Source organism: Labrys okinawensis, assembly GCF_047345005.1.
GTDB lineage: Bacteria > Pseudomonadota > Alphaproteobacteria > Rhizobiales > Labraceae > Labrys > Labrys okinawensis.
In genome coordinates this window covers 4,881,577-4,907,558 of the sequence record NZ_CP178864.1, presented here as the reverse complement: position 1 = coordinate 4,907,558, position 25,982 = coordinate 4,881,577, and the positions used below count along the sequence as shown (strand labels likewise).

Annotated in this window: 27 protein-coding genes; 9 read left to right on the top strand and 18 right to left on the bottom strand. The window is 63.9% G+C overall.

From position 1 onward, the window contains the following. Positions 1–64: 64 nt before the first annotated feature. The 3 genes from ACMDCR_RS23050 to ACMDCR_RS23040 are packed head-to-tail and all read right to left on the bottom strand — an operon-like array spanning position 65 to position 2,257. Positions 65–763 carry a TPM domain-containing protein gene (locus tag ACMDCR_RS23050; RefSeq protein ID WP_413988864.1) on the bottom strand — a complete coding sequence of 233 codons (699 nt, stop codon included), beginning with the start codon at positions 761–763 and terminating at the stop codon, positions 65–67. Beyond that, complete coding sequence (locus ACMDCR_RS23045) at positions 763–1,611, bottom strand: TPM domain-containing protein (protein WP_413988863.1); 849 nt, start codon at positions 1,609–1,611, stop codon at positions 763–765. The genes ACMDCR_RS23050 and ACMDCR_RS23045 overlap by 1 nt, the downstream gene beginning before the upstream one ends. A 37-nt stretch (positions 1,612–1,648) precedes the next feature. After that, positions 1,649–2,257 (bottom strand): LemA family protein, encoded by a 609-nt coding sequence (locus ACMDCR_RS23040; protein ID WP_413988862.1) that lies wholly within the window; start codon positions 2,255–2,257, stop codon positions 1,649–1,651. A 135-nt stretch (positions 2,258–2,392) separates the two neighbouring features. Between ACMDCR_RS23040 and ACMDCR_RS23035 the strand changes: the two genes are divergently transcribed. Continuing rightward, positions 2,393–2,767, top strand: coding sequence for a YybH family protein (locus tag ACMDCR_RS23035; protein ID WP_413988861.1), 375 nt, complete (start codon positions 2,393–2,395; stop codon positions 2,765–2,767). 92 nt (positions 2,768–2,859) lie between these two features. Here ACMDCR_RS23035 and ppdK read toward each other — a convergent pair whose 3' ends face one another. Further along, the gene (gene ppdK / locus ACMDCR_RS23030; RefSeq protein WP_413988860.1) at positions 2,860–5,523 is read right to left on the bottom strand and encodes a pyruvate, phosphate dikinase; all 2,664 of its coding nucleotides are present in this window, start codon (positions 5,521–5,523) and stop codon (positions 2,860–2,862) included. A 408-nt stretch (positions 5,524–5,931) separates the two neighbouring features. On the opposite strand from ppdK, the gene ACMDCR_RS23025 reads away from it, so the two are divergent. Then, positions 5,932–6,918, top strand: a complete 987-nt coding sequence (locus ACMDCR_RS23025) for an MDR family oxidoreductase (protein WP_413988859.1) — start codon at positions 5,932–5,934, stop codon at positions 6,916–6,918. Positions 6,919–6,957: 39 nt separating this feature from the next. Here the strand turns inward: ACMDCR_RS23025 and ACMDCR_RS23020 are convergent, their stop codons facing one another. From ACMDCR_RS23020 to ACMDCR_RS23010, 3 genes are all read right to left on the bottom strand, one after another. Next, positions 6,958–7,869 (bottom strand): LysR family transcriptional regulator, encoded by a 912-nt coding sequence (locus tag ACMDCR_RS23020; RefSeq protein WP_413988858.1) that lies wholly within the window; start codon positions 7,867–7,869, stop codon positions 6,958–6,960. 497 nt (positions 7,870–8,366) lie between these two features. Beyond that, positions 8,367–10,484, bottom strand: a complete 2,118-nt coding sequence (gene glyS / locus ACMDCR_RS23015; RefSeq protein ID WP_413988857.1) for a glycine--tRNA ligase subunit beta — start codon at positions 10,482–10,484, stop codon at positions 8,367–8,369. A 77-nt stretch (positions 10,485–10,561) separates the two neighbouring features. Further along, the gene (locus tag ACMDCR_RS23010; protein WP_413993695.1) at positions 10,562–11,461 is read right to left on the bottom strand and encodes a glycine--tRNA ligase subunit alpha; all 900 of its coding nucleotides are present in this window, start codon (positions 11,459–11,461) and stop codon (positions 10,562–10,564) included. Between the two features lie 368 nt (positions 11,462–11,829). Between ACMDCR_RS23010 and ACMDCR_RS23005 the strand changes: the two genes are divergently transcribed. Continuing rightward, positions 11,830–12,243: a hypothetical protein gene (locus ACMDCR_RS23005; protein WP_413988856.1), complete on the top strand. Its 414-nt coding sequence runs from the start codon at positions 11,830–11,832 to the stop codon at positions 12,241–12,243. A 42-nt stretch (positions 12,244–12,285) separates the two neighbouring features. Here the strand turns inward: ACMDCR_RS23005 and ACMDCR_RS23000 are convergent, their stop codons facing one another. Together ACMDCR_RS23000 and ACMDCR_RS22995 are read right to left on the bottom strand one after the other, a co-directional pair. After that, positions 12,286–12,453, bottom strand: coding sequence for a hypothetical protein (locus ACMDCR_RS23000; RefSeq protein ID WP_413988855.1), 168 nt, complete (start codon positions 12,451–12,453; stop codon positions 12,286–12,288). 30 nt (positions 12,454–12,483) lie between these two features. Continuing rightward, complete coding sequence (locus tag ACMDCR_RS22995) at positions 12,484–13,422, bottom strand: S49 family peptidase (protein ID WP_413988854.1); 939 nt, start codon at positions 13,420–13,422, stop codon at positions 12,484–12,486. A 390-nt stretch (positions 13,423–13,812) separates the two neighbouring features. On the opposite strand from ACMDCR_RS22995, the gene ACMDCR_RS22990 reads away from it, so the two are divergent. Continuing rightward, entirely contained in the window at positions 13,813–14,118 is a 306-nt protein-coding gene (locus ACMDCR_RS22990) for a hypothetical protein (RefSeq protein WP_413988853.1), read from the top strand. A gap of 15 nt (positions 14,119–14,133) precedes the next feature. On the opposite strand, the gene ACMDCR_RS22985 is transcribed toward ACMDCR_RS22990, so the two are convergent. Both ACMDCR_RS22985 and ACMDCR_RS22980 read right to left on the bottom strand, forming a co-directional pair. Beyond that, entirely contained in the window at positions 14,134–14,958 is an 825-nt protein-coding gene (locus ACMDCR_RS22985) for a tRNA1(Val) (adenine(37)-N6)-methyltransferase (protein WP_413988852.1), read from the bottom strand. Next, positions 14,955–15,179: a DUF2007 domain-containing protein gene (locus ACMDCR_RS22980; RefSeq protein WP_284315530.1), complete on the bottom strand. Its 225-nt coding sequence runs from the start codon at positions 15,177–15,179 to the stop codon at positions 14,955–14,957. The genes ACMDCR_RS22985 and ACMDCR_RS22980 overlap by 4 nt, the downstream gene beginning before the upstream one ends. 159 nt (positions 15,180–15,338) lie before the next feature. Between ACMDCR_RS22980 and ACMDCR_RS22975 the strand changes: the two genes are divergently transcribed. The 5 genes from ACMDCR_RS22975 to ACMDCR_RS22955 all read left to right on the top strand — a co-directional run bounded on the left by ACMDCR_RS22975 (position 15,339) and on the right by ACMDCR_RS22955 (position 21,909). Then, a complete protein-coding gene (locus tag ACMDCR_RS22975) occupies positions 15,339–16,355 on the top strand; it encodes a polyprenyl synthetase family protein (protein ID WP_413988851.1) in 1,017 nt (338 codons plus the stop codon). Positions 16,356–16,563: 208 nt separating this feature from the next. Continuing rightward, entirely contained in the window at positions 16,564–17,631 is a 1,068-nt protein-coding gene (locus tag ACMDCR_RS22970; RefSeq protein WP_413988850.1) for a phosphotransferase, read from the top strand. Further along, positions 17,628–18,926, top strand: a complete 1,299-nt coding sequence (locus ACMDCR_RS22965; protein WP_413988849.1) for an aspartate aminotransferase family protein — start codon at positions 17,628–17,630, stop codon at positions 18,924–18,926. The genes ACMDCR_RS22970 and ACMDCR_RS22965 overlap by 4 nt, the downstream gene beginning before the upstream one ends. A 174-nt stretch (positions 18,927–19,100) precedes the next feature. Next, on the top strand, positions 19,101–19,811 hold the full coding sequence (locus ACMDCR_RS22960) for an RNA polymerase sigma factor (RefSeq protein WP_413988848.1): 711 nt from the start codon (positions 19,101–19,103) through the stop codon (positions 19,809–19,811). Continuing rightward, positions 19,801–21,909 carry a vWA domain-containing protein gene (locus ACMDCR_RS22955; RefSeq protein ID WP_413988847.1) on the top strand — a complete coding sequence of 703 codons (2,109 nt, stop codon included), beginning with the start codon at positions 19,801–19,803 and terminating at the stop codon, positions 21,907–21,909. Before ACMDCR_RS22960 ends, ACMDCR_RS22955 begins: the two co-directional genes overlap by 11 nt. A gap of 90 nt (positions 21,910–21,999) precedes the next feature. Here ACMDCR_RS22955 and ACMDCR_RS22950 read toward each other — a convergent pair whose 3' ends face one another. The 7 genes from ACMDCR_RS22950 to ACMDCR_RS22920 form a co-directional block, all read right to left on the bottom strand. Beyond that, a complete protein-coding gene (locus tag ACMDCR_RS22950; protein ID WP_413988846.1) occupies positions 22,000–22,326 on the bottom strand; it encodes a hypothetical protein in 327 nt (108 codons plus the stop codon). Positions 22,327–22,471: 145 nt separating this feature from the next. Further along, complete coding sequence (locus tag ACMDCR_RS22945) at positions 22,472–22,990, bottom strand: F0F1 ATP synthase subunit B (protein WP_413988845.1); 519 nt, start codon at positions 22,988–22,990, stop codon at positions 22,472–22,474. A gap of 10 nt (positions 22,991–23,000) precedes the next feature. Then, the gene (locus ACMDCR_RS22940) at positions 23,001–23,546 is read right to left on the bottom strand and encodes a F0F1 ATP synthase subunit B (protein ID WP_413988844.1); all 546 of its coding nucleotides are present in this window, start codon (positions 23,544–23,546) and stop codon (positions 23,001–23,003) included. Positions 23,547–23,686: 140 nt separating this feature from the next. Further along, positions 23,687–23,914: a F0F1 ATP synthase subunit C gene (locus ACMDCR_RS22935; RefSeq protein ID WP_284315540.1), complete on the bottom strand. Its 228-nt coding sequence runs from the start codon at positions 23,912–23,914 to the stop codon at positions 23,687–23,689. Between the two features lie 42 nt (positions 23,915–23,956). Further along, entirely contained in the window at positions 23,957–24,691 is a 735-nt protein-coding gene (locus ACMDCR_RS22930; protein ID WP_413988843.1) for a F0F1 ATP synthase subunit A, read from the bottom strand. Positions 24,692–24,734: 43 nt separating this feature from the next. Then, positions 24,735–25,103, bottom strand: coding sequence for an AtpZ/AtpI family protein (locus ACMDCR_RS22925; RefSeq protein WP_413988842.1), 369 nt, complete (start codon positions 25,101–25,103; stop codon positions 24,735–24,737). Between the two features lie 282 nt (positions 25,104–25,385). Then, a complete protein-coding gene (locus ACMDCR_RS22920; protein ID WP_413988841.1) occupies positions 25,386–25,982 on the bottom strand; it encodes an ATP-dependent Clp protease proteolytic subunit in 597 nt (198 codons plus the stop codon).

Below are 25,982 nucleotides of genomic sequence, written 5' to 3'. Positions count from 1 at the left end.
AACCCAAAGCCTCCCCCACGAAGCTGGGGGAGGCTCTGTGTCGCCCCCTTTGCCGCCCCGCTGCCTACAACTCCACCACCCGGTTCGGCAGCTGGTTCAGTGGCGGAGTCTCCGGCGGAAAATGCTGGGCCAGGATATCGCCGCACTGGCCGATGGCCGTCACCAGCCCGTCCACGATCCGCCCGGCGCCGGCCGCCTTGGTCAGCTGGGCGACGGTATCGTCCCAGACCGACTGTTCCACCCTGGAATCGATGCCCTCGTCCGCGATCAGCACAGCCTGGCGTTCGGCCATGGCGATGAACAGCATCAGGCCCGTGCGGTTCTTTGTCTGCTGCAAGCCCTGCGCCAGGAACTGGCTGCGGGCGGTGTGCAGCACCTTGTGCCGGCGCATCGGCTGCGGCGCGAGCCTGAGCCGCACCACAAGCGGCCAGCTCAGCAATGCGACGATGACGAAGACCGCGATCTGCAGGAGGCTGAGCGCGCGCAGGCCGATCTTTACGGCGGCATCCACATCCGCCGCGGTGAGGTTGCCGCTGGTCCAGTCCGTACCGATCAGGGGCCAGTGATGCAGGTCCGGCGCGAACAGGCTCGCTGCCAGCGGCGTGAGCAATACGGCCACGGCCGCGAGCGTCACCGGGATCCAGCGATAGGTCGCCACCGAATGGGCGACAATGCAGTAGATCTCGCCCGATGTCTTGGCTTCGGCCGCCGTGATCGCAGCCGCGATGCGATCGTGGTCCTGTGGTGTCAATAGCCGCGCCATTACCAGCTCCCGCTCGATCCGCCGCCGCCGAAGGAGCCCCCACCACCCGAAAAGCCGCCTCCGCCGCCTCCACCGCCGCCCCAGCTCGACCCGCCACCCCATCCTGAAGTCGGGATGAAGATCGGGCCGGAACCGCGCCGCCGCAGGGCGCCAGGGCCACCCGGGCCGCCGCGCGTATTGTTGATCCAGCCGGACACGATGATGAAGATCACCAAAATGAAGAAGATGATGATGAAGAGCGTCTGTGGATCGATGCCCTGGTCCTGCTGCTGTGCGCCGTCGCGGGCACGCTGCTTCCACTCGCTCTCATCGTTGAGCAGCGTGTCCTGGATGGCGGCGACGCCGGCCTGGATGCCGCCCGCCATGTCGCCGGCCTTGAATTTCGGCAGGATGGCCTGCTGGATGATCACGCTGGAGAGCGCGTCCGTCAGCGTGCCCTCCAGGCCGTAACCGACCTCGATGCGCACCTTGCGCTCGTTCGGCGCCACGATCAGCAGCACGCCATTGTTGAGCTTGCCCTGGCCGATGCCCCAGGCGCGGCCGAGCTGGTAGCCGTAATCGGCGATGTCGGTGCCCTGGAGGCTGGATAGCGTCGCCACCACGAGCTGGTCGCTCGATTTCTGTTCCAGTGCCTGCAGCGACTGCTCGAGGCTCGCGCGCTCGGCTGCCGGGATGATGTTCGCCTGGTCGACCACCCGGCCGGTCAGGGGTGGGAAGGTGAGGGCGAAGGCGGGCGAGGCGAGGAGGAGGAAGGCGAGGGCGAGCGCGACGCAAATCGGTGTGCCGATCTCCAGATCGGCACAGAACCACCAGCGGAGCCGAAAGAATGCCGATCTGGAGATCGGCAAACCAGATTGCGCGCGCCCGTTCATCCTCGCCACAATCTCAGTTGTTGTTGAAGTTCACCTTCGGCGGAGCCTGGCTCTCCGATGTTGCTGCGAAGGTCTCCATGGGCTTGGAGTCGCTGTAGAACATCGACTTGTAGATGCTCTGCGGGAAGGTGCGCAGGTCCGTGTTGTACACCCGCACCGCCTCGATATAGTCCTTGCGCGCCACTGCGATGCGATTTTCCGTGCCTTCGAGCTGCGATTGCAACGCCAGAAAGTTCTGGTTGGACTTGAGATCGGGATAGGCCTCGCTCACCGCGATCAGGCGGCCGAGGGCACTCGAAAGGCCCTGCTGGGCATCCTGGAACTGCTTGAACTTTTCCGGATCGGTGATGGTGCTGGCATCGATCTTGACGCTTGTGGCTTGGGCGCGGGCCTGCACCACCTCCGTCAGCACCTTCTCTTCCTGCTTGGCGTAGCCCTTCACCGTCTCCACCAGATTGGGAACGAGATCGGCGCGGCGCTGGTACTGATTCTGCACCTCGCTCCAGGCGGCCTTGGCCTTTTCCTCATCGGTGGGGATAGTGTTGATGCCGCAGCTGACCACCAGGCCGCCAGCCACGACCACGAAGGCGATTATCGCCAGAATACGGAGAATGCCCGACATATCCCTCATCCCGTTCCGCCAGCCCCGGCCAGCTCCGCCCCACATATATTGAGGCACCCGCGGCGAACAAAGAGCGCATTGGGCGATTCCACAATAGGATGAAGGGTATTGCAGTCAGATGAAGGAAACAAAATCATGACGGCGGACGAAAAAGCCATCCGCGATGTCGTCGATCTCTGGATGTCGGCGAGCAAAAAGGGCGACGTTGCAACGGTGCTCGACCTGATGACGGAAGATGTCATCTTCATGGTTCCCGGTCACGCGCCTTTCGGAAAATCTGCCTTTAGGGAAGCTGCGGAGGCGAACAAGCAGATGCGGGTGGAGGGGCACGCGGAAGTCCTGGAAGTCGAGGTACTGGGTAATCGCGCCTGGCTGCGCAACCGGCTCGAGATCACGGTGACGCCGCCCGATGGCGAGGCGAAGCACCGCTCCGGTCACACACTCACCATCTTGCGCCGGGACGAGGACGGGCGGTGGCGCCTGATGCGCGATGCGAATCTGGTGGTGTAAAGAGCCGGCACGCCAAAACGCGTGACCATGGTGTGCCGGTCTTGAGACCGGCATGGAAACGTTGCCCTCAAAACGAAGTCTGCAAATCCATCCTACTTCCGCGCCAACGCGGCCTGCGCCGCTGCAAGCCGGGCAATCGGCACGCGGAAGGGCGAGCAGGAGACGTAGTCGAGCCCGGTCTTCTCGCAGAAGGCGATCGAGGCGGGGTCGCCGCCATGCTCGCCGCAGATGCCGAGCTTGAGGCCTGGGCGCTGCTTGCGGCCGCGTTCGGCGCCGATCTCCACCAGCCCGCCGACGCCGTCCTGGTCGATGGAGACGAAGGGGTCGACGGCGAAAATGCCCTTCTGCACGTAGGTGCCGAGGAAGGAAGCGGCGTCGTCGCGAGAGATGCCGATGGTGGTCTGTGTGAGGTCATTGGTGCCGAAGGAGAAGAACTCGGCGCTCTCGGCAATCTCGCCGGCGCGGATGGCGGCGCGCGGCAGCTCGATCATGGTGCCGACCTGGTAGACCAGCTTGACGCCGCGCTCCTTCTCCACCGCCTGCGCCATCGCATCGATATGGGACTTGACGATATCGAGCTCGGCCCGTGTCGCCACCAGCGGCACCATCACTTCCGGCGTCACCGGCTGGCCGGTGGAGGCGGCGGCTTCCACCGCAGCCTCGAAGATGGCGCGCGCCTGCATCTCGGCGATCTCGGGGAAGGCGACGGCCAGGCGGCAGCCGCGGAAGCCGAGCATCGGATTGAACTCGTGCAGTTCCTGGGCGCGGGCCTTGAGCTTGGCCGGCGAGACCCCGATCGATGCGGCGACTTCGGCGATCTCGTCCTCCGTATGCGGCAGGAACTCGTGCAGCGGCGGGTCGAGCAGGCGGATGGTCACCGGCAGGCCCGACATGATCTCGAAGAGCTGGCGGAAATCCTCGCGCTGCATCGGCAGCAGCTTGGCGAGAGCGGCGCGGCGGCCCTTCTCGTCATCGGCCAGGATCATCTCGCGCATGGCGACGATGCGTCCCTCGTCGAAGAACATGTGCTCGGTTCGGCACAGGCCGATGCCTTCGGCGCCGAAGGTGCGGGCCTGGCGGGCATCGGCGGGCGTTTCCGCATTGGTGCGCACCTTCATGCGCCGCACGCCGTCGGCCCAGACCATCAGGTCGGCGAATTCGCCGGAAAGCTCGGGCTGCACCATGGCGATCTTGCCGGCCAGCACCTGGCCGGTGGAACCGTCGATGGTGATGATGTCGCCCTTCCGGAAGGTCTTGCCGCCGGCGAGCAGCGTGCCCGTGGCATTGTCGACGCGGATATTGCCCGCGCCGGAAACGCAGGGCTTGCCCCAGCCTCGCGCCACCACGGCAGCGTGCGAGGTCATGCCGCCGAGGCGAGTCAGGATGCCGGACGCCGCCAGCATGCCCTTGATGTCCTCGGGGCTGGTCTCCTGGCGCACCAGGATCACGCTCCTGCCGGCGGCCTTGCCGGCTTCCGCCTCCTCCGAGGAGAAGACGATCTCACCCGAGGCCGCACCGGGGGAGGCTGGCAGGCCGCGCGCGATCTCGATGCGCTCGGCCTTCGGGTCGATGGTGGGATGCAGGAGCTGGTCGAGGGCGGCGGGATCGATGCGGGCGATCGCCTCTTCCTTGCTGATCAGGCCTTCCTTGACCATCTCCACGGCGATGCGCAGCGAGGCCTTGCCCGTGCGCTTGCCCGAGCGGGTCTGCAGCATCCACAGCTTGTTGTCCTCGACCGTGAACTCGATGTCCTGCATGTCACGGTAGTGCTTTTCGAGCGTCCTGGTGATGCCGACGAATTCCTGGAAGGCAGCAGGCATCGCTTCCTCCATCGAGGGCTTGTTTGAGCTCGACGCCGCTGCGGCGGCCCTCGAGATCGGCTGGGGCGTACGGATGCCGGCGACGACGTCCTCGCCCTGGGCGTTGATCAGGAACTCGCCGTAGAGCGCATGCTCGCCGGTGGAGGGATTGCGGGTGAAGGCAACGCCGGTGGCGGAGGTGTCGCCGCGATTGCCGAAGACCATGGCCTGCACATTCACGGCCGTGCCCCATTGTTCGGGGATGGCGTGGAGGGTGCGGTAGGTGATGGCGCGGGCGTTCATCCAGGAGGAGAACACGGCGCCGATGGCGCCCCAGAGCTGCTCGTGCGGATCCTCGGGGAAGGGCGTGCCGAGTTCCTCCTTCACCAGCGCCTTGTACTGGCCGACCAGCGTCTTCCAGTCCTGCGCCTGCAGGTCAGTGTCGAGCACATAGCCCTTGCGCTCCTTGTAGGTGTCGAGGATCTCCTCGAAATGGCTGTGGTCGACGCCCAGCACCACGTCCGAGAACATGGTGATGAAGCGCCTGTAACTGTCCCAGGCGAAGCGCTCATTCTTCGAAGCCGCGGCCACGGCGGCCACCGTGGTGTCATTGAGGCCGAGATTGAGCACGGTATCCATCATGCCTGGCATCGAGGCGCGGGCGCCCGAGCGCACCGAGACGAGCAGGGGATTGGCGGCATCGCCGAAGGTCTTGCCGGTGATGCGGCCGATCTCGGCGAGCGCCGCTTCGACCTCGCCCTGCAGCTCCGGCGGATAGGAGCGGCCATTGGCGTAATAGTAGGTGCAGACCTCGGTGGTGACCGTAAAGCCCGGCGGCACCGGCAAGCCGATATTCGACATCTCGGCCAGGTTGGCGCCCTTGCCACCCAACAGGTTCTTCATGCCCTGTTCGCCTTCGGCCTTGCCGTCGCCGAACCCATACACCCACTTCGTCATCACACTTCCTCATGATTTCGACGAGACCGGTTTTCCGGTTCTTTTCGGTGGGGCAGGCTTTTCACAGCTGGGCGGTAAATTCAATTCCTCATTGGTAAATTTGCGGGCTTTGAAGCGATAACAAAATATCTCTGAATGTAATCAGAGATATATAGCGCTTTTGTCGGAAGAAACCTGGGAGCGCCGACGTCTCGTCCGCTCTTGAAACGGCACGGCCCAAAGATGAAACGAATCCCTCTGTGCAAGGGCGCGGCTGTTTTCAGGCCAGACCTTACATGTCGGCCACCCCCTTGCCGGCAGTCAAACTGTTTCAAGAGCGGACGAGACGTCCGCGCTCCCAGATAGATTCCCCTTGCCTTCCGGGCTTTCCGCCCCGAAAACGCAAGTGCTGGATTTGCAGGAGTTCGTATGTCGACTTTCAAAGCCCTCGTCGTCACCAAGCCCGATACCGGCTATTCCTGCAACTTCGCCGAATTCGATGAGCGTGATCTGATGGACGGCGATGTCACCGTCCGCATCACGCACTCCACCGTCAACTACAAGGATGGCCTCGCCATCACCGGAAAGGGGCCCGTCGTACGGCGCTTTCCAATGATCCCGGGCGTGGATTTCGCCGGGGAGGTGATCGCCACATCCCACAAGGACTGGGATCCGGGCGACCATGTCATCCTCAACGGCTGGGGCTGCGGCGAGACGCACCACGGCGGCTATGCCGAGCGCGCCAAGGTCAGTGGCGACTGGCTGGTGCGCGTGCCCTATGGCATGACCCATGCGCAGGCGATGGCCGTAGGCACTGCCGGCTATACCGCAATGCTCAGCCTGATGGCGCTGGAGGCTCATTCGATCACCCCTGCGCGCGGCCCCGTGCTGGTGACCGGCGCGGCGGGTGGTGTCGGCTCCACGGCCATCGCCCTGCTGGCTCGCGCCGGCTATACGGTCGTCGCCTCGACGGGGCGGCCCGAGGAAGCCGACTACCTGAAGAACCTCGGTGCCTCGGAGGTGATCGATCGCGCCGAACTGACGGGGCCGCTGCGGCCGCTCGGCAAGGAGCGCTTCGCCGGCGCCGTCGACACGGTGGGCTCGCTCACCCTGGCCAATGTCATCTCCCAGATCAAATATGGTGGTGCTGTCGCCGCCTGTGGTCTTGCTGGCGGAGCCGACCTGCCATCCAGCGTGATGCCCTTCATCCTGCGCGGTGTCTCGCTGCTCGGCATCGATTCGGTGCACTGCCCGGCCGTGGTGCGCAAGGAAGCCTGGCGCCGCATCGCCAACGAACTCGACCGCGACAAGCTGGACGCCATGACGACGGCGATTCCCTTCGACGACGTGAAGGACAAGGCAGGAAACATTCTGGACGGCAAGGTGCGCGGCCGGGTCGTGGTGGAGATCGGGTAGTCCGCGAGAACGGACAGGATGTCCGCGTTCCCAGGAAGTCTATGCCGTTCCTTCGAGCACCGGGCGCAACTTGGTCAGCGCGTCCCAGGTGTGATCCATGAAAGCGCGCACCCGGGCTGACTGCTTGAGGTCGGGATGGGTCAGCAGCCATATGCCGGCACCGATGTCGGGCATCATCGCCGAAAGGCGCGTCAGGCCGATGGTGTCGCCGATGAAGCAGGGCAGCAGGCCGACGCCGACGCCGGCGCGCAGTGCTTCCGCCACGCCCAGGATGGTGTTGATGCGCATGATGATGCGCTCCGTGGGAACTTCCCGCTCGATCCAGCGCGCGGGCGGGATGTTGGAGAGGCTTTCGCCCGTGCCTATCCAGGATTCGGCGAGGAGGTCGCTGAGATCGGCACCCTTCAGCCGCTTCGGCCCATAGATGGCCCACCCGATAGTGCAGACGCGCCGGCCGACCAGCGTGTCCGGCGGGGAGGATGTGGCGCGGATTGCCACATCGGCATCGCGCTTGGACAAATTGAGCGGCGAGTTCGAAACGACAATGTCGAGGCGGATATCCGGACAGGCGGTGAGGAAGCTCGAGAATACCGGCATCATGAGGTGTGCCATGATGCTGTCGTTGGTGGTTACGCGCAGTTCGCCCGACGGTTTGACGTCGCGTCCGGCGATGCGTCGCTCGAAACCGTTGATATCGTCAGCCATGCGGACGGCGAGGGCGACCATTTCCTCGCCGGCGGCCGTGAGCGAATAGCCGCTGCGCCCTCGCTCGAACAGGCGGGCGCCCAGCATTTCCTCCACAGCATTGATACGTCGAAACACTGTCGAGTGATTGACGCCAAGGGCCTCCGCCGCCCCAACCAGCGACTTCGTTTCCGCAACGGCACGAACATACCGATAGTCGTCCCAGTTGGTCGACGGCCGCAGAACTGCGGTTTCAGAAACGGTCATTTCGGAGACCCTGACAAAAAGCGATCCAGATTGGCTGTATGACCGCAGTTGCTGGCACTAGAGCGCTTTGTTTTCAGATCGAATCACCAAGAATCGCAAAATACGTTTGATACCAACGAGCCAATTTGCGGGTCCGCTCCTGCCTGCACGTATTTTACTCTAGTATGCAACAACGCAAGATCACGTTGCATCAATTAGCCAACTCCCGGTTCCGGGACAACCCGGAATTTGACATCCGACATCATACCTTCGAGCTACGTCGAAAGTTCAAAAAGGGCTATCGAGGGTCCCGAGGCTGTTATGGGCCATGGATCGGGCTAGGCGGCGGGGCAAGAAATGGCGAGGCGGACTTTCCTTCTCAGGCCAACGCTTCGTCTGCCTGGTACTTTGTCCCATCGCAGATTCCTGTCGGAAAACCGCAGGGCCTTTTCCCGGATTCCGCCTCGTTCGAGCGCCTCACCACCTGCCGATACGGACGTATCGGCGTACTCGATACATTATCCCTCGATGCGGGAGAAGTCCGCGACGCTGCGCGTCGCCATCCTGATCTCCTCAAGAAGCTTGAGGCGATTGAGGCGAAGTCTTGCATCTTCGGCATTGACGAGGATCTTGTCGAAGAAGGCATCGACGGGCCGGCGCAACTGCGCAAGCGCGGTCATAGCACCCTCGTAATCCTCCGCGGCGACCGCCGCGGCGGCCGATTGCTTGGCAGATTGCAGGGCGGCGTAGAGAGCCTTCTCCTCGGCCTCGCTCAGCAGGCCGGTATCGGCACCGCCGGTATAGGCGTTGGCGCCGTCCTTCTTCTCCTCGATACGCAGGATGTTGGCCGCGCGCTTGGTGCCCGCCAGCAGCGCCTTGCCATCATCCGTGCCGAGGAAGCGCCCGAGCGCCTCGATGCGGCGCACCACCAGGAGGAGGTCGTCCTGTCCGCCGAGGGAGAACACGGCGTCGACGAGATCGTGGCGGGCACCTTGGTCGCGCAACTGCACCTTCAGGCGGTCGGCGAAGAAGTCGAGCAGATTGACGGCGACCTTGTCGGTGTCGGTGAAGGACGCCCTGGCGATGGTGGCAAGCAGCGGCAGACGCAGCCTGTTGTCGAGGATGATGCGGATCAGCCCGAGCGCCGCACGGCGCAGGGCATAGGGATCCTTTGTGCCGGTGGGCTTCTCGTCGATCGACCAGAAGCCGATCAGGGTATCGAGCTTGTCGGCGAGGGCGACGGCGACGGCGACGGGATCGCTGGGCACGGCGTCGTTGGCGCCCTTCGGACGCCAATGGTCCTCGACGGCCGCCGCGACAGCAGGATCCTCACCCTGGGCGGCGGCATAATAGCGGCCCATCAGACCCTGCAATTCCGGGAACTCGCCCACCATTTCCGAGGCGAGGTCCGCCTTGGCAAGCCGGGCCGCCCGGGCTGCCCTCACCGGATCGGCGCCGACGAGGGGCGCGATCGCTTCGGCCAATCTGGCGATACGTTCGATGCGCTCGCCCTGCGTACCCAGCTTGGCGTGGAAGACCACATTGGAGGCGATGATCTTGGCGAGGCGCTGGTCGAGCGGCTTGCCCACGGAATCGCTTCTGTCTTCATAACCTGGCAGCGGTTTCTGGTCGGTCTCCCAGAAGAACTTGGCATCCGACAGGCGGGCGCGGATGACCCGCTCATTGCCGCCGACGATCGCGGCGCCGCCATCCCTGGCCTCGATATTGGCGATCAGGATGAAGCGGTTGGCAAGGCGTCCGGTCTTGGGATCGCGTACCACGAAACATTTCTGGTTGGCGCGGATGGTGGCCTGGATGGCTTCATCCGGTACGGCGAGGAAGCTCTCGTCGAAGGAGCCCATCAGAACCACCGGCCATTCCACGAGCCCCGCTGCCTCGTGCAGCACGGCATCGTCCTCGACGAGTTCGAGGCCCTGCGCGAAAGCAAGGTTACGGGCATCGTTCAGGATGATGTCGCGGCGGCGTGCGGGGTCGAGGACCACCTTCGCGGCTTCGAGCTTGGCGACATAATCGTCGAAACGCTTCACCCTGATCTCGGCAGGCGCAAGGAAGCGGTGGCCCTTGGTGGTGTCGCCGACCTGGACGCCCTCGATCTCGAAGGGCACCACTTCAGGATCCTCCGTCTCCGGGCCGAAGGTGCAGATGATCGAATGGAGCGGTCGCACCCAGCGCAGCGAGCCCGAGCCCCAGCGCATGGATTTCGGCCAGGGGAAGGTCCTGACGACTTCAGGCACGATCTCGGCGATCAAGGCAGGCAAGGCGCGGCCAGGCTTTTCGACCACGGCGACATAGAACTCGCCCTTCTTGGGATCACTCTCGATCTTGGCCTGGTCGAGTGAAACAAGACCGGCCGATTTCAGGAAGCCCTGGACGGCACCGTCCGGGGCGCCGACGCGCGGCCCCTTGCGCTCCTCACGCGTGTCGGGCTGTCGCGCCGGCATACCATGCACGGTCAGCGCCAGGCGGCGCGGCGTGGCATAGGCCGAGGCGCCTTCATAGACCACGCCACGTTCCACCAATGCGTCCGTGATCATCTTCTTGAGATCATCGGCCGCCTTTGCCTGCATGCGGGCAGGGATTTCTTCGGAGAAGAGTTCGAGCAGGAGATCGGGCATGGTTCTGTCGGGAAAACGAATGAGAGAATGGGAGTGGCTGTGGAGAGGGTGGACGTCGCGCCCTTTTCCGCGTCTTCTCAGCCGCCGCCGGAAGCGGTCCTGACCCAGGCTTCGCCGCAGGCCTTGGCCAGTTCGCGCACGCGCAGGATGTAGCTCTGGCGCTCGGTCACCGAGATGGCGCCGCGGGCGTCGAGCAGATTGAAGCGGTGGCTGGCCTTGATGCACTGGTCATAGGCGGGTAGGGCCATCTCGTGACGGTTGCCCTTGTCGCCGGCCGCCAGCAAGGCGCGGCATTCCTTCTCGGCGTCGACGAAATGCTGCTTGAGCATCGCGATGTCGGCGTGCTCGAAATTATGGCGCGAATATTCCTCTTCCGCCTGCAGGAATATGTCGCCATAACTCACCTTCTCGGCGCCTTCGCGGCCGTTGAAGTTGAGATCGTAGACATTCTCGACACCCTGCACATACATGGCGAGGCGTTCCAGGCCATAGGTGAGTTCGCCCGAGACGGGATTGCATTCCTGGCCGGCGACCTGCTGGAAATAGGTGAACTGGGAGACTTCCATGCCGTCGCACCAGCACTCCCAGCCGAGGCCCCAGGCGCCGAGCGTCGGGCTTTCCCAGTCGTCCTCGACGAAGCGGATGTCGTGCAGCAGCGGATCGACGCCGATGGCGGCGAGCGAGCCGAGATAGAGCTCCTGAAGGTCCGGCGGCGAGGGCTTCAGGATGACCTGGAACTGGTAATAATGCTGCAGACGGTTCGGATTCTCACCATAGCGCCCATCCTTGGGCCGGCGCGAGGGCTGCACATAGGCTGCGTTCCAATGCTTGGGCCCGAGCGAGCGCAAGGTCGTGGCAGGATGAAAAGTGCCGGCGCCCACTTCCATGTCGTAGGGCTGCAGGACCACGCAACCATAATCGGCCCAGTAGCGCTGCAGGGTCAGGATCAGGCCCTGAAAGGAGCGTTCCGGGCGCATATACGGGGGCAGGGCTTCGGCCATGTCAGTTCTCGAACCAGCTCTTGTCGGATAGCCGCGCAGCATCGGGCCCGGCAGGAAAATCGCGCCAGACCCTTAGAGCAAGATCGGAACAGTGGGAACCCTTTTATGTAAGTGTTGCCGGCGCGACAAGCGGCCTCCGGCCGTCTTTGCCGATGCCCGAGCCGGGCATGTGCTGGGTTGCACAGATGATGGCACACCCCCGTGAGAAGATGGCACAACGGGACAAGAAGGCGATCCTCCCCGAGGGAATATCGTCAAGCATCAAAACCGGAATTGCTGGTCCTATCCACCCGATCACGCCGCTCCGATCGATCCCGACAACCCAACAAGATCAGGAGAGTACCATGCCCAAGCACTATCTTCTCCGTACAGGCCTGACGGCCGCGTTGATTCTCGGTTCGCTGGCGAGTTCCGTCTCATCCTATGCCGCACCTGCTGCCACCGCCAGTGGTGGCTCCAGCAGCCGTAGCGGTCCCAGCAGCTCTCCGGGCATGGGCGGCGGTGGGGGTGGTGATGGCGGCAGCGGCGCCGGCATGCCGGGTGCCGTGCCCCTCGCGGTCGTAAGGCCCTGCCTGGCAGCTCTGGCTTGCAACAATCCGCCGCCGCGCCTGCCGCCCGCCCGCGTCCGGGCCAAATTGGCCGACCCTGGCCACTGCAGCTATTATTGGCGCAAAGTCGAACTCGATGACGGTTCGATCGTCGAAGATCACACCCAGCCGATGCTGAAGAATTGCCGGGTGATCCGTACCTTCGACTAGAGGCCTGCGATCAGGAGCGGCGGCCCCTGCCGGGCCGCTTGCTCATTCCGGATGATAGACGCCGCTGCGCGGATCACGGCGCAGATTCACGGCTTCCTGCCTCACGGGCTTGTAGAGTTCCTCGTTCACCCGCTCCCACTCGCGCTTGACCAGGCGGACGAGAATGACGGTGCCGACGAGGCTGGCAAGTGCAAGAACGACAGGTTGCATGGCGTACCCTCTCCATTCACATTTCGGTAACTATAGACCGAAACGCGCACGAATTGCACGCCCTTCTAGTGCGGCAAGAACGCCTTCGGTTAATTGCTCGCTTTCGGCGGCCGAAAAACGGGTACCAAAACCCAGGCGCCGGCTGAGAAAACCGCGCGGTTCCGTGATGGTCTTGAAGCGCACTTTTTCGCCGAAGCGCTGGCGCATCGCGCTCCTGATATCGCCGATGCCGTCGGCCAGGCCGAGCTCGATCGCCCGCGGCGCCAGCCAGAATTCGCCGGTAAACAGCGTGTCGTCGTCGCCCTTGAGCTTGCCGGCGCGGCGCTCCTTCACCAGGGCGATGAACATGTCGTGGATGTCGCGCTGCAGGGCGGAGAGGCGCTCGATATCCTCCGGTTTCTCCGGGCGGAAGGGATCGAGCAGCGTCTTTGAGCGACCTGCCGTATGGACACGGCGCTCCACGCCGATCTTGTCGATCAGCTTGTCGAAGCCGAAGGAGGCCGAGACGACGCCGATGGACCCAAGGATCGAGGCAGGATCGGCAAGGATCTCATCGGCCGCGCAGGCGATCATGTAGCCGCCGGAGGCCGCGACATCTTCCACGAAGGCGTAGACGGGGAGCTTCTTCTCTTCGGCAAGCGCCCGGATACGTCGCATGATCAAATGGGACTGTGCGGGCGAACCGCCCGGCGAATTGATCACCAGGGCCACGGCCTTGGCGCCTTTCACCGTGAAGGCATTGTCGATCACCTTCTCCAGCCGCGACATGCTCAACCCGCCGCCGAAGCGGGAGGCTGCGATGATGGCGCCGGAAAGCGGGAGCACCGCGACGACCGGCGCGCGGCGGCGCCATTTCTCGGGCAGGAGCGCATAGGCGCGGGCGAGATTGCGCTTCAGCGCGTTTTGCTCCACGGCGGCCTTGGGCTGCGCCGAGCCGGCCTGTGGGGGCGTGGTATCAGTGATGGTCAAGGCAGCATCGTCCTCTCAAGGCGGGCAATTCCAAATGTCCGTGAGGTCTCCAGGCATGCCCCGCGAACGGACTTCATATAGGCATCAAATCCCATTTGCAGCAGAAGCCGTTGCGATAAACAGACCGCGTGCCGGATGGTTGGCCGCGCTGGATGAATGGCGGATGAACGGCCCGATCAAGGCTGGTTCATGGCGCCTGTGAATAGTTGCAATGTTGATGCGTCGCAGCACTTGGCCGATCTTGTCATATCGTAGCGGAAAGTATTGTGGCGCAATTTATTGACCGGCGCTTTTCGTAGAGGCGGCGGTTGGTATCATAGTCTGCGGGCCGCGGTCGGGTGCGGTCTACCTTTCAATGACGTCAATCATGATCGATCCCAGGAGGGAAACATGTTTCGGAAACTGGTTCTAGCGGCCGTTTTGGCTTTCGGCATGGGCGGTGGCGTCCTTGCCACGCAGGGCGCCGAGGCTGCCGTTGTGCATCCTGCCGCACCCGCAACCCTAATCCAGGCCATCGAGCAGGGCGCTCCGGCCGCCTCGGGTGTCCAGCAGGCATATTACCACGGCTATTACCATCGCCCGTATTACCATCCCCCATATTACCATCGCCGTCGCGTTTGCGCCGTCCGCCGCGTACGCGTGCACACCGCCTATGGCTGGCGCTGGGTCTCCCGCCGCACCTGCTGGTGGCGCTGAGGCAAGGGCCTGACCCTAGGTCTCAGTCTTTTCTTGGAGCTCTCCTGAAGCGTTGCTTCCGGAGGGCTTTTTAGTGGAAGAGGCCGCTCGGGCCTGCCAGTCGACGCCGCCTTCGCCGTGATGCAGGGCCTCTGCCTCGGGCGTGAAGGAGCCGTCGATTTGATGCATGACCAGCGGTGGCAGCAGGACGAACGGCGCGCGCGAATCGCGCTGCGCCCGGATCAGGATGCGCATTGCCGTCTCATTCGCGTGTGGCTGCACAGGCTTCACCCTGATGTCGCCGAAGCGCCGGCCGAGCGCCGCCAGCAGCCGGGGCAGCGCATCAGCACGGTGGATCATGGAGAGCATACCCTTCGGCTCCAGCAGGCCATGGGCGCAGCGGATCCAGGCCTCGTCGCCTTCCTCCCCATGGATATGCGCGCCGGATCGGTAGGCATCGGGCGGCGGGCGTACCGTGCCGGAGAGATGGAAGGGCGGGTTCATGATGACGTGGCCAGCGCTGGCCGGTTCGAGCGGGCCGCCCTTTGCAAGGCGGGCGGTGACGTCGGTCTCCAGCACATCCACGCGTGCGGCAAGGCCGTTGGCCTCGACATTTGCCCTGGCGAGCGCGGCGATGGCTGGATCGATCTCGACCAGGCGCACGCGGCAGCCCGGAAAGCGCAACGCCACGGCGAGCCCGGCCGACCCTACGCCGGCGCCGAGATCATAGACGGTCTCGCCAGCCACCGGTGAAGGGCAGGCGCCGAGCAGAACGGCATCCGTACCGGCGCGGTGGCCCTTGGCTGGTTGTGCAAGCTGCAGCCGTCCGCCCAGGAAGGCGGAAATGGTGGCCGGGTTCACTGCTCGCGCAACTCCTTCCCGAGACCCGCCTCCCGCAGGCGCATGCGCGCCAGGCCGCTCTGATCGGAATCGACGAGGATGCGGCGCTGGATCATGCCGAGCGAGCCTTCCAGCACGCTCATATGCGTATCGAGCACGAAATGCACGACCCCCGCTTCCTTCAACAAAGCCTCGATGTAGGAGATCAGGACGGGATCATTGGTACGGACGATTTCTTCCATGCGCGATTGTTGCGGCATTTACAGCAAGTTGCAACGGGCTCGCTCGCTTCGGGCCTACACGCCGGCCATTATGTTCAACGGCAGGCGACGCGCGACAACTGCGTGCTTGTGCGCAGGGCCGTGCATTTCTATGGTGCGCGCGTTAACGGAGTAGGAATTTTGGGTGTCGTTGTCGCATTCGAGGACAAATCGGGGCCGCAAGGCTCGATCGAGCCAATCGTCGGCCTGACCAAGGCGGATATGGCGCGGGTCAACACCACGATCCTGTCGCGCACCGGGTCGGAGGTGACGATGATCCCCGAAGTCGCCAACCATCTGATCTCATCCGGCGGAAAGCGCCTGCGCCCGATTCTCACTCTCGCCACGGCGCAGCTTTCCAATTATCGCGGCGATGGCCATGTCAAGCTCGCCGCCTCCGTGGAGTTCATGCATACCGCGACGCTCCTGCATGACGACGTTGTCGACGAGAGCGACATGCGCCGCGGCAAGCCGGCGGCCCGCATGCTCTGGGGCAACGAGGCGAGCGTGCTGGTGGGGGATTTCCTGCTCGGCCAGGCCTTCAAGATGATGGTCGAGGTCGGCTCCATCAAGGCGCTCGACATCCTCTCCACCGCCGCTACCGTGATCGCCGAGGGCGAAGTGGCGCAACTGGCCGCTGCCAAGAACACGGCAACCACCGAAGACGAATACCTGGCCGTGATTCGCGGCAAGACGGCCGAACTCTTCGCAGCGGCCTGCGAGGTCGGCCCGGTGCTGGCTGAGCGTCCGAAGGACGAGCAGGCGGCCTGCCGCTCCTTCGGCATGAATCTCGGCATCGCCTTCCAGCTCGTCGACGATGCGCTCGACTATGGCGGCTCGGACGCCAAGCTCGGCAAGAATATCGGCGATGATTTCCGTGAGGGCAAGATCACCCTGCCCGTGGTGCTGGCCTTCCGGCGCGGCAATGAGGGCGAGCGCGATTTCTGGCGCCGTACGCTCGAGCGCGGCGAGATCGAGGGCGGCGATCTCGAGCACGCCCTCGGCCTGATGCGCCGCCACACGGCGCTGGAAGATACCATCGAACGCGCCCGCCACTATGGCGCAATGGCCAAGGATGCGCTGGCCCTGTTCGCCGACAGCCCGATGAAGTCGGCACTGGCAGACGTCGTGGAATTCTGCATCAGCCGCGCGCACTGAGGGCGGGCCTGGTTCGCTGGTCACAGGTTGACATAACCCGGCAGCGGACGACGGTACATGCTCCGCTACATGCCGTGCCATCAGCCCGCCCCTTTGTTGATGTCTGCATTCGACCGATCGGCAAACCGTTTCGCTGTGCCGAGCGCGACAGGGGTTGCGCCACTGCCGGCTAGGTGGGAAACGGGGCGGCTCGCGGGAGAATCCACCCATGTCAGGCACGCCCGTTGCCTCCGTTCTCGACACCAAGGCGCCGCGCGTCTCAGAGAAGCAGGCGCAGGCCATCGCACAGCAGCATTATGGCCTCACGGTAATTGCCAAGCCCTTGATCGGCGAGCGCGACAGCAATTTCCATCTCAGGGCAGCCGACGGCGGGGATTACCTTCTCAAACTGGTCAATCCTGCCGAAGATGAGGCAGTCACGGATTTCCAGACCAGCGCCTTGCTGCATATGGCGGCGCGCGATCCCTCCTTGCCGGTGCCGCGTGTAGTCGAGACCGCGCGGGGCGAGCCCTATTTCAAGCTTGCGCAACGGGGAGGGACGACGCGTATCGTGCGCCTCCTGACCTATCTCCCCGGCACCCCGCTGGCGAATGTCGAGCGGAGCCCGACCCTCCCTCGCAATCTCGGCCTCGGCCTTGCCCGGCTCGACCTTGCTCTGTCGGACTTTTCCCATGCCGCCAGCGCTCATGAGCTGTTATGGGACATCAGCCATGCGACGAGGCTCAGGCCGCTGATCCGCCATGTCGAGGACCGCGAACGGCAGGGGCTAGTCGGCCTGGTGCTCGACCGTCTCGAGATCACCGTCTTGCCCCGCCTTGCCACGCTGCGCCGGCAGGTAATTCATAATGACTTCAACCCCTCCAACATCCTGGTGACAGGCAGCGCGGAGGGGCCGCAGGATCGGCTCGCTGGCATCATCGATTTCGGCGACATGGTCGAGGCCCCGCTCATCCAGGAAGTGGGTGTGGCGGCTTCCTATCATGTGGCCGAGGAAGGCGATTTCCTGTCGCCGATTAAGCTTTTCGCGGCCGGCTATCATGCTGTGCTGCCGCTGCAGGAGGGTGAGATCGCCTGCCTGTTCGACCTTGTCCTCGCCCGCATGGTGCAGAGTGTGGTCATACCGGCCTGGCGCTCGACGCTCCAGCCCGGCAATCGCGACTACATCCTGCGCAATGCCGGCCGGGCCTGGATGGGCCTTTCGCGGGCGCAGGCGGTGTCGCCGGCCCAGGCGGCCGAGGAAATCCATCTCTATCTCTCGAGGGAGCGCGCTCCGTGACCATGGTCAACGCCTTCGATCCCGCCAAAGCAACTGATGTCGCCGACGACGAAGCGGCGCTGATTGCTCGACGCCAGCGCTTGCTTGGGCCGGCCTACCGGCTGTTCTATGCCCATCCCGTGCATGTGGTGCGGGGCGAGGGCGTGTGGCTCTATGGCCGGGATGGCGAAGCCTATCTCGACGCCTACAACAATGTCGCCAGCGTCGGCCACAGTCATCCGCATGTGGTCGCGGCGCTCGCCCGGCAGGCCGCGACGCTGAATACTCATACGCGCTACATCACCGACGGCATCCTCGATTATGCCGAACGCCTGCTGGCGACCATTCCTGCTGCCATCTCCAACATCATGTTCACCTGCACTGGAAGCGAGGCGAACGACCTGGCGCTGCGCGTGGCGAAAGCGGCCACGGGCGGCACGGGCGTCATCGTCACCCAGAATGCCTATCATGGCGTGACGGATCTTCTCGCCGGGGTGTCACCCTCGCTGGGCCCCAGCGCGCCTGTCGGACCCATGGTGCGCGTGGTGGCAGCGCCGAGCGGGCAGGCGGATACCGGCGCTGTCTTCGCCCGCGGCGTGAGCGAGGCGATCGCCGACATGGCTGTTCATGGCATCAAGCCGGCGGCGCTGCTAGTGGATACGATCTTCTCCAGCGACGGCGTCTTTGCCGATCCCGCAGGCTTTCTTGCCCCGGCAGTCGAGTTGGTCCGCGAGGCCGGCGGCCTGTTCATTGCCGATGAGGTGCAGCCCGGCTTCGGGCGCACAGGATCGGGGATGTGGGGATTTGCCCGCCATGGCCTCACGCCCGATCTCGTGACCATGGGCAAGCCGATGGGCGATGGCCACCCGATGGCCGCCATGGCCGGCAGGCCCGAGCACCTCGAAGCATTCGGCCGCAATGTGCGTTATTTCAACACTTTCGGTGGCAATCCCGTCTCCTGCGCCGTCGGCATGGCCGTGCTCGATGTCATCGAGGCCGAGGGTTTGATCGCCAACTCCGCGGAGGTGGGGGCGGCGCTCAAACGCGAACTCGAAGCCTTGGCTGCGAGCGATAGCCGTGTCGGTCCCGTGCGCGGGGCAGGGCTGTTCCTTGGGGTCGACATCGTGGACGGCAAAGGCGCTCCCGATGCTGCGAGGGCGGCCGCGATCGTCAACGGCCTGCGCGAGCGCCGCGTGCTGATCAGCGCCACCGGGCTGCACGGCCACAGCCTGAAGATCAGGCCGCCCATGGTGTTCTCGCGGGAGAACGTAGCGCTGTTCATGGACAGACTGAAGGACACGCTCGCAGATATGTAGAGCGCTGCGGTCCCAGCCACAGCGCTTCCTGCGCAAGATATGAAAAGCCTCCAAGGAAATCCGACCACGCTGCGTCTCATGGCACAGTCGGCAATCATGCCGGGGAGGTATCGATGCATCTGTGTCATCATCGAACAAGCGGCCATGCGGCCTGCGAGCAGGGGGAGAGCCGGCATGGCCTTCGCAGCAAGCGTTGATTTCGGCCTGCCTTCGCCATGGCCCCTGATCACCAGGCTGCTGTCGGTGCTGCCCGTCATGGACGAGCCCACGCCCTTGCGCCACGGCTTGGCGGCGGCAAGTGAGACCGCAGCGCTCGACGACAGCGATGCCGTGCTGGTCACCCTGGCACTCAGGGGCGACAGCCGGGCCTTCGAGAAGCTGATCCGCCGGCACCACGACATGATCCATCGCGTCGCCTGGCGGCAGACCGGCCTCATGCAGGAGGCCGAAGACATCGTACAGACCGTGTTGCTGCAACTCGTCGAGAAGCTGGCGAGCTACCGCGGCGAGGCGCGTTTCACCACCTGGCTGGTCGGCATCACCATCAATGCCTGCCACGACCATCGCCGGCGCAAATCGAGCTTCGGGCGCATGCGCCAGGCCTTTTCGAGCTTCGTCAATCTGGGCAGCGGCGCGCTGGATGGCCGCGACCTCCTGCGGCAGAGCTGGCTGAAAAGCATGCTCGCCGGCCTTTCGCCCGAACTCCGGGCAACCGTGGTGCTGGTGGCGGGCGAAGGGCTCAGCCACCGCGAGGCTGCGGCCGAACTCGGCATATCCGAAAAGACCGTCTCCTGGCGCATGCATCAGGTGCGCAAGCAACTCAGCGGCGATGAGACGAAGAACGGCGCGGCAACACGCCGGAAGGAGATCCGCGATGAGCGTTGATCACGATTTCGATTCCGTTGAACTCCCCGAGGCCCCGCCCTCGGAGGCCGCGCGTGAGCAGGCGATCTTTAGGGCGGTGACGCAGTTCGAGGAAAGCCGGCATCGGCAGGGCGGGGAGTTGTTGCAGCCCCGTAGGGTCAGCTTCGGCTCGCTTCTACCTCGCCCGAGCCTTCGACTCGCCTTGGCGACAGGCGCGGCGGTGCTGATTGCCGTGCCCATGGGCGTGGAATCAATGAAGACTTTGCGACGGGCCCAGACAGTACAGGAGGAGGTGGCTCCGAAAACCGACCAGAAGATCAGCGTCAACAATGGTACGCCCAAGGTGCTGCCGGCCGCTCGTCAACAATTGGCACGCGTCGAGCCGCTGCCGGAGCCCGCGGGACATCGCGAACAGCAGAAACAGTCAGCCGCAAACGCTCCGGCAGCGCCCACGCCCCATCCGGTCCAGCAGGCGGCCGAGATCGTACCGGCACCTGCGCCTCCCCCTCCCGTAGCGGTGTCGAGCATCACAATCCCGGCGCCGGCCGGCTCGGCGGCGACAACATCACTGCCGGCAAAGAGCTACACTGACACTGCGCAGGCGCCCGATGAAAGCCGATATACAGTCGGCGCGGTCACCTTGCTCTCGGAAAAGCCTGTGCAGCGGGCGACACCCTCCGAAATCGGGCGCGACAAATTCGCTAACGCTCCCGAAAACACCTTCAAGGCTGTCGCGCAGGAGCCGGTTTCGACCTTCTCGATCGATGTCGACACTGCCTCCTATTCCTATGTCCGCGCGGCACTGAACCAGAACGTGCTGCCCCAGCCGAACGCCGTGCGCACGGAAGAGATGATCAATTATTTCCCCTATGACTATGCGGCTCCCAAGAGCGCCGCAGAGCCATTCTCCACGGCGGTGACCGTGATGCCCAATCCCTGGGTGTCCGGCCATAAGCTGATGCGGATCGGCATCAAGGGCTATGCCCTGCCGGCCGAGGAGCGGCCGCCTGCCAATCTTGTCTTCCTGATCGATACTTCGGGGTCGATGGACGAGCCGAACAAGCTGCCGCTGCTGCTGAAATCGCTCGGCATGCTGGTCGACACGCTGCGGCCCGAAGACAAGGTTGCCATCGTCGCTTATGCCGGGTCAGCCGGTGTCGTGCTGCCGCCGACCAAGGCATCCGACAAGGCCATGATCGAGGCTGCGCTGGACAGGCTCAATGCCGGCGGCTCCACCGCGGGCGGGGAGGGACTGAGGCTGGCCTATAAGCTCGCCGAGGCAAATTTCGACGCGAGGGCGGTCAATCGCGTCATGCTCTCCACCGATGGAGACTTCAATGTCGGCATCACCAATCCGGAGGAACTGAAAGGCTTCGTCACCCGCGAGCGCGACAAAGGCATCTTCCTCTCGGTGCTCGGCTTCGGCATGGGCAATCTCAACGATGCCATGATGCAGGAGCTTGCCCAGAACGGGAATGGAGAGGCCGCCTATATCGACACGCTCAGCGAGGCCCGCAAGGTGCTGGTGGACCAGGCGACCTCGACGCTCTTCCCCATCGCCAAGGATGTGAAGATCCAGGTCGAGTTCAATCCGGCAGCGGTGAGCGACTATCGCCTGGTTGGTTATGAGACGCGCATGCTCAAGACCGAGGATTTCAACAACGACAAGGTCGATGCCGGCGAGGTCGGGTCGGGGACCAGTGTGACGGCGATCTACGATTTCGTGCCGGCAGGCGGACCGCGCCCTGTGGACGACAGCCGTTATCAACCTCAGGTGGCTGCGGCGTCGTCAGGCAAGGCGGACGAATATGCCTTTTTGAAGATTCGCTACAAGCTGCCGAAATCCGAAAAGAGCAAGCTGATGACGACGCCGGTAACCCGTGGCGGTGAGGCCGAAACCATGTCGCAAGCGCCTCTCGATGCCCGCTTCGCTGTGGCGGTGGCGAGCTTTGGCGAATGGCTGCGAGGGGGCAAGTACAGCGGCAGCCTGACGCCTGACGACATCGTCACGCTCGCCAACGGCGCGAAAGGCGAGGATCCGTTCGGCTATCGGGCGGAATTCGTCAACCTGGTGCGGGCAGCAAAGACCGCGAAGGGGCTGCCGCCGAGCGGGCAGTGACGCAAGACAAGGGCCTCTCCAGTTCGCTGGAGAGGCCCTGTGGCTGGGACCGAGGACGTCCGCGCTCCCAGCCACATCGCTTCCGGCGTTTCACTTCCCCGCATAGCCTCGCTTCTTCACCTTGCGGATCTGCGCCAGTTGCCCTTCCAGGATCGCCAGCGTGTCGGCTTCCTCTGCCGTCAGCTCGTCCGGCCTGAGGTGGCGGATCAGCACTTCCAGGGCGTCGCCGATGCGGCCGAGCTGGCGGCCATAGGAGCCGACCTCGTCGAGAATGGACTGCTCGATGTCAGGCCGCGGCGTCTGGCCGAGGTCGATGTTGACCAGGCCGAACTGGCCGCCGTTCTGGTAGAAGGTCCAAGGATTGATCGCCTGCCAAAGCTTGTCGGGCGCGATGGAAAGTCCGAGCGAATTGGACATGTGATCCCCTCAGGCATCGTACGGAAGCGACGCAGCGAGCTGCAAGTGCCGCAGACTTTCACGGGGCTGGGATTTCAGCGTGACAGGCAAAGAAAAAGCCACCCGGAAGGGTGGCTTTCGATCTCAGGCCTTAAGCCCGTCCGGCTCAGTTGAGCTTGGCGCGCACTTCGTTGAGGGCGGCAGACATCAAATTGCTTGCGCTGGCGGCGGGCTGGCTCGACAGGATGGAAGTCGCGGCCTTGACGGCGGCATCCGCGGCGGCGGCCTTGACCTCGGCCACGGCGGAAGCCTCGGCCTGCGCGATCTTCTGGTCGGCCAGCTTGGTGCGACGGGCGACGAAGTCCTCGATCTTGGCGATCTGTTCGGCCTTGTAGCGCTCGGCCTCGACCTTGGCGGCCTCGATCATCTGCAATGCTTCCGCCTCGGCTTCCTTCTGTTTGCGCTGATAGTCGGCCAGGAGCTTCTGAGCCTCTTCGCGCAGCGAACGGGCCTGGTCGAGTTCCCTGCGAACTGCGTTGGCGCGAGCATCCAGACCCTTCCCGATCTGGCCGAAGGCACCCATTTTCCAGGCAATGCCAACGAAGATGAGGGTGCCGATCAGGATGTAGAATTCCGGACCCGTGGGATCGAACACCTCGTGGAGCATTTCTGCGAAATATTCCATGGTGTCCTCCTCAGTTCGCCACGGCGGCGCCGACGGCCGCCTGTACCGCGTCAGGCTCGGGAGCCTTGCCGAGCAGCTGCTCGACGATGGCCGTGGTGGCATCGATGGCGATAGCGCTCACATTGCCCATGGCGGACTGCTTGGTGGCCGCGATCTGGTCTTCCGCCGCCGCCAGCTTGGCCGAGAGATCGGCTTCGAGCGACTTGCGGGTGGCGTCCGTCTCGGCGGTCACGGCAGCGCGGGTCTCGGACGCGATGTTCTGAGCCTTGGCGCGCGCCTTGATCAGCGAGGTCTCATAGGCGGCAATGGCTTCGTCGCTGTCGGCCTTGGCCTTCTGCGCAGCAGCCAGGTCCGACGAGATCTTGCTCGAACGGTCTGCGAGGATGCCGGCGATGCGCGGAAGCGCAATCTTCGACATCAGGAGGTAGAGAAGCCCGAAAGCGATGACCAGCCACAGGATCTGTGAAGCAAAGGTCGAGCTGTCGAAGGGCGGGAATGAGCCCTTGGCTCCATGGGCATCGGCCGGAACCTCGGTCCCTGCGGTTGATTCAGCCATGAAACACCTTCAGCGAATGCGCCTTGCGCCCACGGGGGCGCAGACACAATCAGATGGAATTGCTGCCAGCTCACGCTAGCGAGTGACGGCCACGCAGCCTCTAGGCCGGAAAGCCGTCCTCGAAACGCGGGCCGCGTGGATCAGACTGCGAAAAGCAGCAGCAGAGCGACCAGCAGCGAGAAGATGCCGAGAGCTTCCGTCAGCGCGAAGCCGAGGAGCAGGGTGCCGCGCTGGCCATCGGCAGCCGACGGGTTGCGCAGGGCGCCCGAGAGGAACTGGCCGAAGAGGTTGCCGAGGCCGATGCCGGCGCCGGCCATGCCGATGCAAGCGATACCAGCACCGATCAACTTAGCTGCGTTGGCGTCCATGATGGAACTCCTGTTGGATGTGCGTTTGTGGGGACAAGGAAATCAATGGCCGGGATGAAGGGCGTCATTGAGGTAGATGCAGGTGAGCGTTGCGAAGACATAGGCCTGCAACACGGCCACCAGCGTTTCGAGCGCCACCAGAGCGATGACGAGAAGGAGAGGCAAGGGCGAAAGAATCGCCGTGAAGATACCGGCACCTGCGAGCATGACGATGAAGCCCGCGAAGATCTTGAGCGCGATATGGCCTGCCAGCATGTTGGCGAAGAGACGGACAGAGAGGCTGATCGGGCGCGAGACGAAGGAAATCACCTCGATCACCACCAGAAGCGGCAGCAACCAGCCTGGCACGCCCGACGGCACGAACAGGTGCAGGAAGTGGGCGCCATTCTTATAGAAGCCGTAGGCGATGACGGTGGTGATCACCAGTGCGGCAAGAGCGAAGGTGACGATGATGTGGCTGGTGACCGTGAAGAAGCCCGGGATCAGGCCCAGCACATTGCAGAACAGCACGAACATGAAGAGCGAGAACACGAAGGGCATGAAACGCATGCCCTCGTTTCCGGCGGAGCTGCGCACGGTGCCGGCCACGAATTCGTAGAAGGTTTCGGCGAGGGACTGCCAGCGGCCGGGAATGGTGGCGCGGGCCGAGGTGGTCGCGATCATCACCAGCGAAATGAGGATCACCGCAATGAACATGAACAGAGCCGAGTTCGTGAACGCGATGCTGCCGATATGGAAGATCGGCTTGATCTCGAATTGCGCAATCGGACTATGCATCGCCAGCGAGGCCCCGTCTTTTATTATGGCGCAAGGCGCCGGTTCATTCCTGCTTGCCGGGTGTTTTGCCCAACATATTCGAAGCGCGCAACAAATTCCGGATACCCGCCGCAAAGCCGAGCATCAAGAAAATGATGAGCCCCCACGGTGAGGTGCCGGCGAACTTGTCGATTACCCATCCGACCAGGCCGCCGGCGACGATGCCGGCAACAAACTCGGACGACAGACGCATCGCCTTGCCGATCGCGGAGGGATCACCCTCCTGCTTACGCAACTTCGCCGCTTCGGCTTGTTCCCCGGCCTTGATGGAACCGAGGCGCTCGTCGAGGCGGCGCAGGCGTTCGGACAGCTCTTTTTCACTGGGATTGTCTTTGCCGGAATTTCCGGCCTGGTTTGCTTCGTCGCTCGCCATTGCGGCAACACGCTCCCTGGCCGGCAAACGGTGCCGGACACCCCCCTTGAAAACGGCGGGACCATACCTACCGACTTTTGCAGTGTCAAGGTGAGGTGAAATTAAGTCAAGCCTTTGAGAACAAATAAAAAATGGGCGAAAGCGAGGGCAGCGTGCGGCTTTTGTGCACGCGGCAGCCCGTGGTTGGGGCGGCATTATCCGAGAAGGATGGGCCTCCCGAGCGTCATCTGCTGCTTTCGGACGCGGCCGTTTGCACGTCGTGGGGCCGGTTCTTCGCGAGAATCAGGCTGCTTCCACGCGGTCCGGCGAGACGATATCCACCAGGCCCCAGGCCTGCGCCTCCTCCGCGCTCATGAAATTGTCCCGCTCCAGCGCGGTTTCGACCTCTTTCAGCGAGCGCCCGCAATGTTGGGCATAAAGCGCGTTGAGACGCGCCCGGGTCTTGGAGATGTTGGCTGCGTGGATGAGCATATCGGTGGCCTGGCCTTGGTAGCCGCCGGATGGCTGGTGCACCATGATCGAGGTGTTGGGCAGGGCGATACGCCGGCCCGGCGCGCCGGCCATCAGGATGAAGGATGCGATCGAATACGCAGATCCCATGCACAGCGTCGAGACCGGGCTCTTGATGAATTGCATGGTGTCGTACATGGCGAAGCCGCTGGTCACCATCCCGCCGGGCGAGTTGATATAGATGGAGATCTCCTTCCTTGGGTTCTCGGCCTCCAGGAAGAGCAGTTGGGCGCAGACCAGCGCCGAGGTGTTGTCGTCGACCGGGCCATTGATGAAGATGATGCGCTCGCGCAGCAGGCGGGAGAAGATGTCGAAGGCGCGCTCGCCGCGCTGGGATTGCTCGACGACCATGGGGATGAGGGCGTTCAT

What these genes read in the sequence shown, in the direction of transcription:
- ACMDCR_RS23000 (WP_413988855.1), bottom strand. Translation starts at nt 12,453, where the DNA reads ATGCAACCTGTCGTTCTTGCACTTGCCAGCCTCGTCGGCACCGTCATT.
- ACMDCR_RS22935 (WP_284315540.1), bottom strand. Translation starts at nt 23,914, where the DNA reads ATGGACGCCAACGCAGCTAAGTTGATCGGTGCTGGTATCGCTTGCATC.
- ACMDCR_RS23035 (WP_413988861.1), top strand. Translation starts at nt 2,393, where the DNA reads ATGACGGCGGACGAAAAAGCCATCCGCGATGTCGTCGATCTCTGGATG.
- ACMDCR_RS23050 (WP_413988864.1), bottom strand. Translation starts at nt 763, where the DNA reads ATGGCGCGGCTATTGACACCACAGGACCACGATCGCATCGCGGCTGCG.
- ACMDCR_RS22950 (WP_413988846.1), bottom strand. Translation starts at nt 22,326, where the DNA reads ATGTCCAATTCGCTCGGACTTTCCATCGCGCCCGACAAGCTTTGGCAG.
- ACMDCR_RS22920 (WP_413988841.1), bottom strand. Translation starts at nt 25,982, where the DNA reads ATGAACGCCCTCATCCCCATGGTCGTCGAGCAATCCCAGCGCGGCGAG.
- ACMDCR_RS22925 (WP_413988842.1), bottom strand. Translation starts at nt 25,103, where the DNA reads ATGGCGAGCGACGAAGCAAACCAGGCCGGAAATTCCGGCAAAGACAAT.
- ACMDCR_RS22980 (WP_284315530.1), bottom strand. Translation starts at nt 15,179, where the DNA reads ATGGAAGAAATCGTCCGTACCAATGATCCCGTCCTGATCTCCTACATC.
- ACMDCR_RS23040 (WP_413988862.1), bottom strand. Translation starts at nt 2,257, where the DNA reads ATGTCGGGCATTCTCCGTATTCTGGCGATAATCGCCTTCGTGGTCGTG.
- ACMDCR_RS22960 (WP_413988848.1), top strand. Translation starts at nt 19,101, where the DNA reads ATGGCCTTCGCAGCAAGCGTTGATTTCGGCCTGCCTTCGCCATGGCCC.
- glyS (WP_413988857.1), bottom strand. Translation starts at nt 10,484, where the DNA reads ATGCCCGATCTCCTGCTCGAACTCTTCTCCGAAGAAATCCCTGCCCGC.
- ACMDCR_RS23025 (WP_413988859.1), top strand. Translation starts at nt 5,932, where the DNA reads ATGTCGACTTTCAAAGCCCTCGTCGTCACCAAGCCCGATACCGGCTAT.
- ACMDCR_RS22945 (WP_413988845.1), bottom strand. Translation starts at nt 22,990, where the DNA reads ATGGAATATTTCGCAGAAATGCTCCACGAGGTGTTCGATCCCACGGGT.
- ppdK (WP_413988860.1), bottom strand. Translation starts at nt 5,523, where the DNA reads ATGACGAAGTGGGTGTATGGGTTCGGCGACGGCAAGGCCGAAGGCGAA.
- ACMDCR_RS22940 (WP_413988844.1), bottom strand. Translation starts at nt 23,546, where the DNA reads ATGGCTGAATCAACCGCAGGGACCGAGGTTCCGGCCGATGCCCATGGA.
- ACMDCR_RS22955 (WP_413988847.1), top strand. Translation starts at nt 19,801, where the DNA reads ATGAGCGTTGATCACGATTTCGATTCCGTTGAACTCCCCGAGGCCCCG.
- ACMDCR_RS22990 (WP_413988853.1), top strand. Translation starts at nt 13,813, where the DNA reads ATGTTTCGGAAACTGGTTCTAGCGGCCGTTTTGGCTTTCGGCATGGGC.
- ACMDCR_RS23010 (WP_413993695.1), bottom strand. Translation starts at nt 11,461, where the DNA reads ATGCGCCCGGAACGCTCCTTTCAGGGCCTGATCCTGACCCTGCAGCGC.
- ACMDCR_RS23020 (WP_413988858.1), bottom strand. Translation starts at nt 7,869, where the DNA reads ATGACCGTTTCTGAAACCGCAGTTCTGCGGCCGTCGACCAACTGGGAC.
- ACMDCR_RS23005 (WP_413988856.1), top strand. Translation starts at nt 11,830, where the DNA reads ATGCCCAAGCACTATCTTCTCCGTACAGGCCTGACGGCCGCGTTGATT.
- ACMDCR_RS22970 (WP_413988850.1), top strand. Translation starts at nt 16,564, where the DNA reads ATGTCAGGCACGCCCGTTGCCTCCGTTCTCGACACCAAGGCGCCGCGC.
- ACMDCR_RS22930 (WP_413988843.1), bottom strand. Translation starts at nt 24,691, where the DNA reads ATGCATAGTCCGATTGCGCAATTCGAGATCAAGCCGATCTTCCATATC.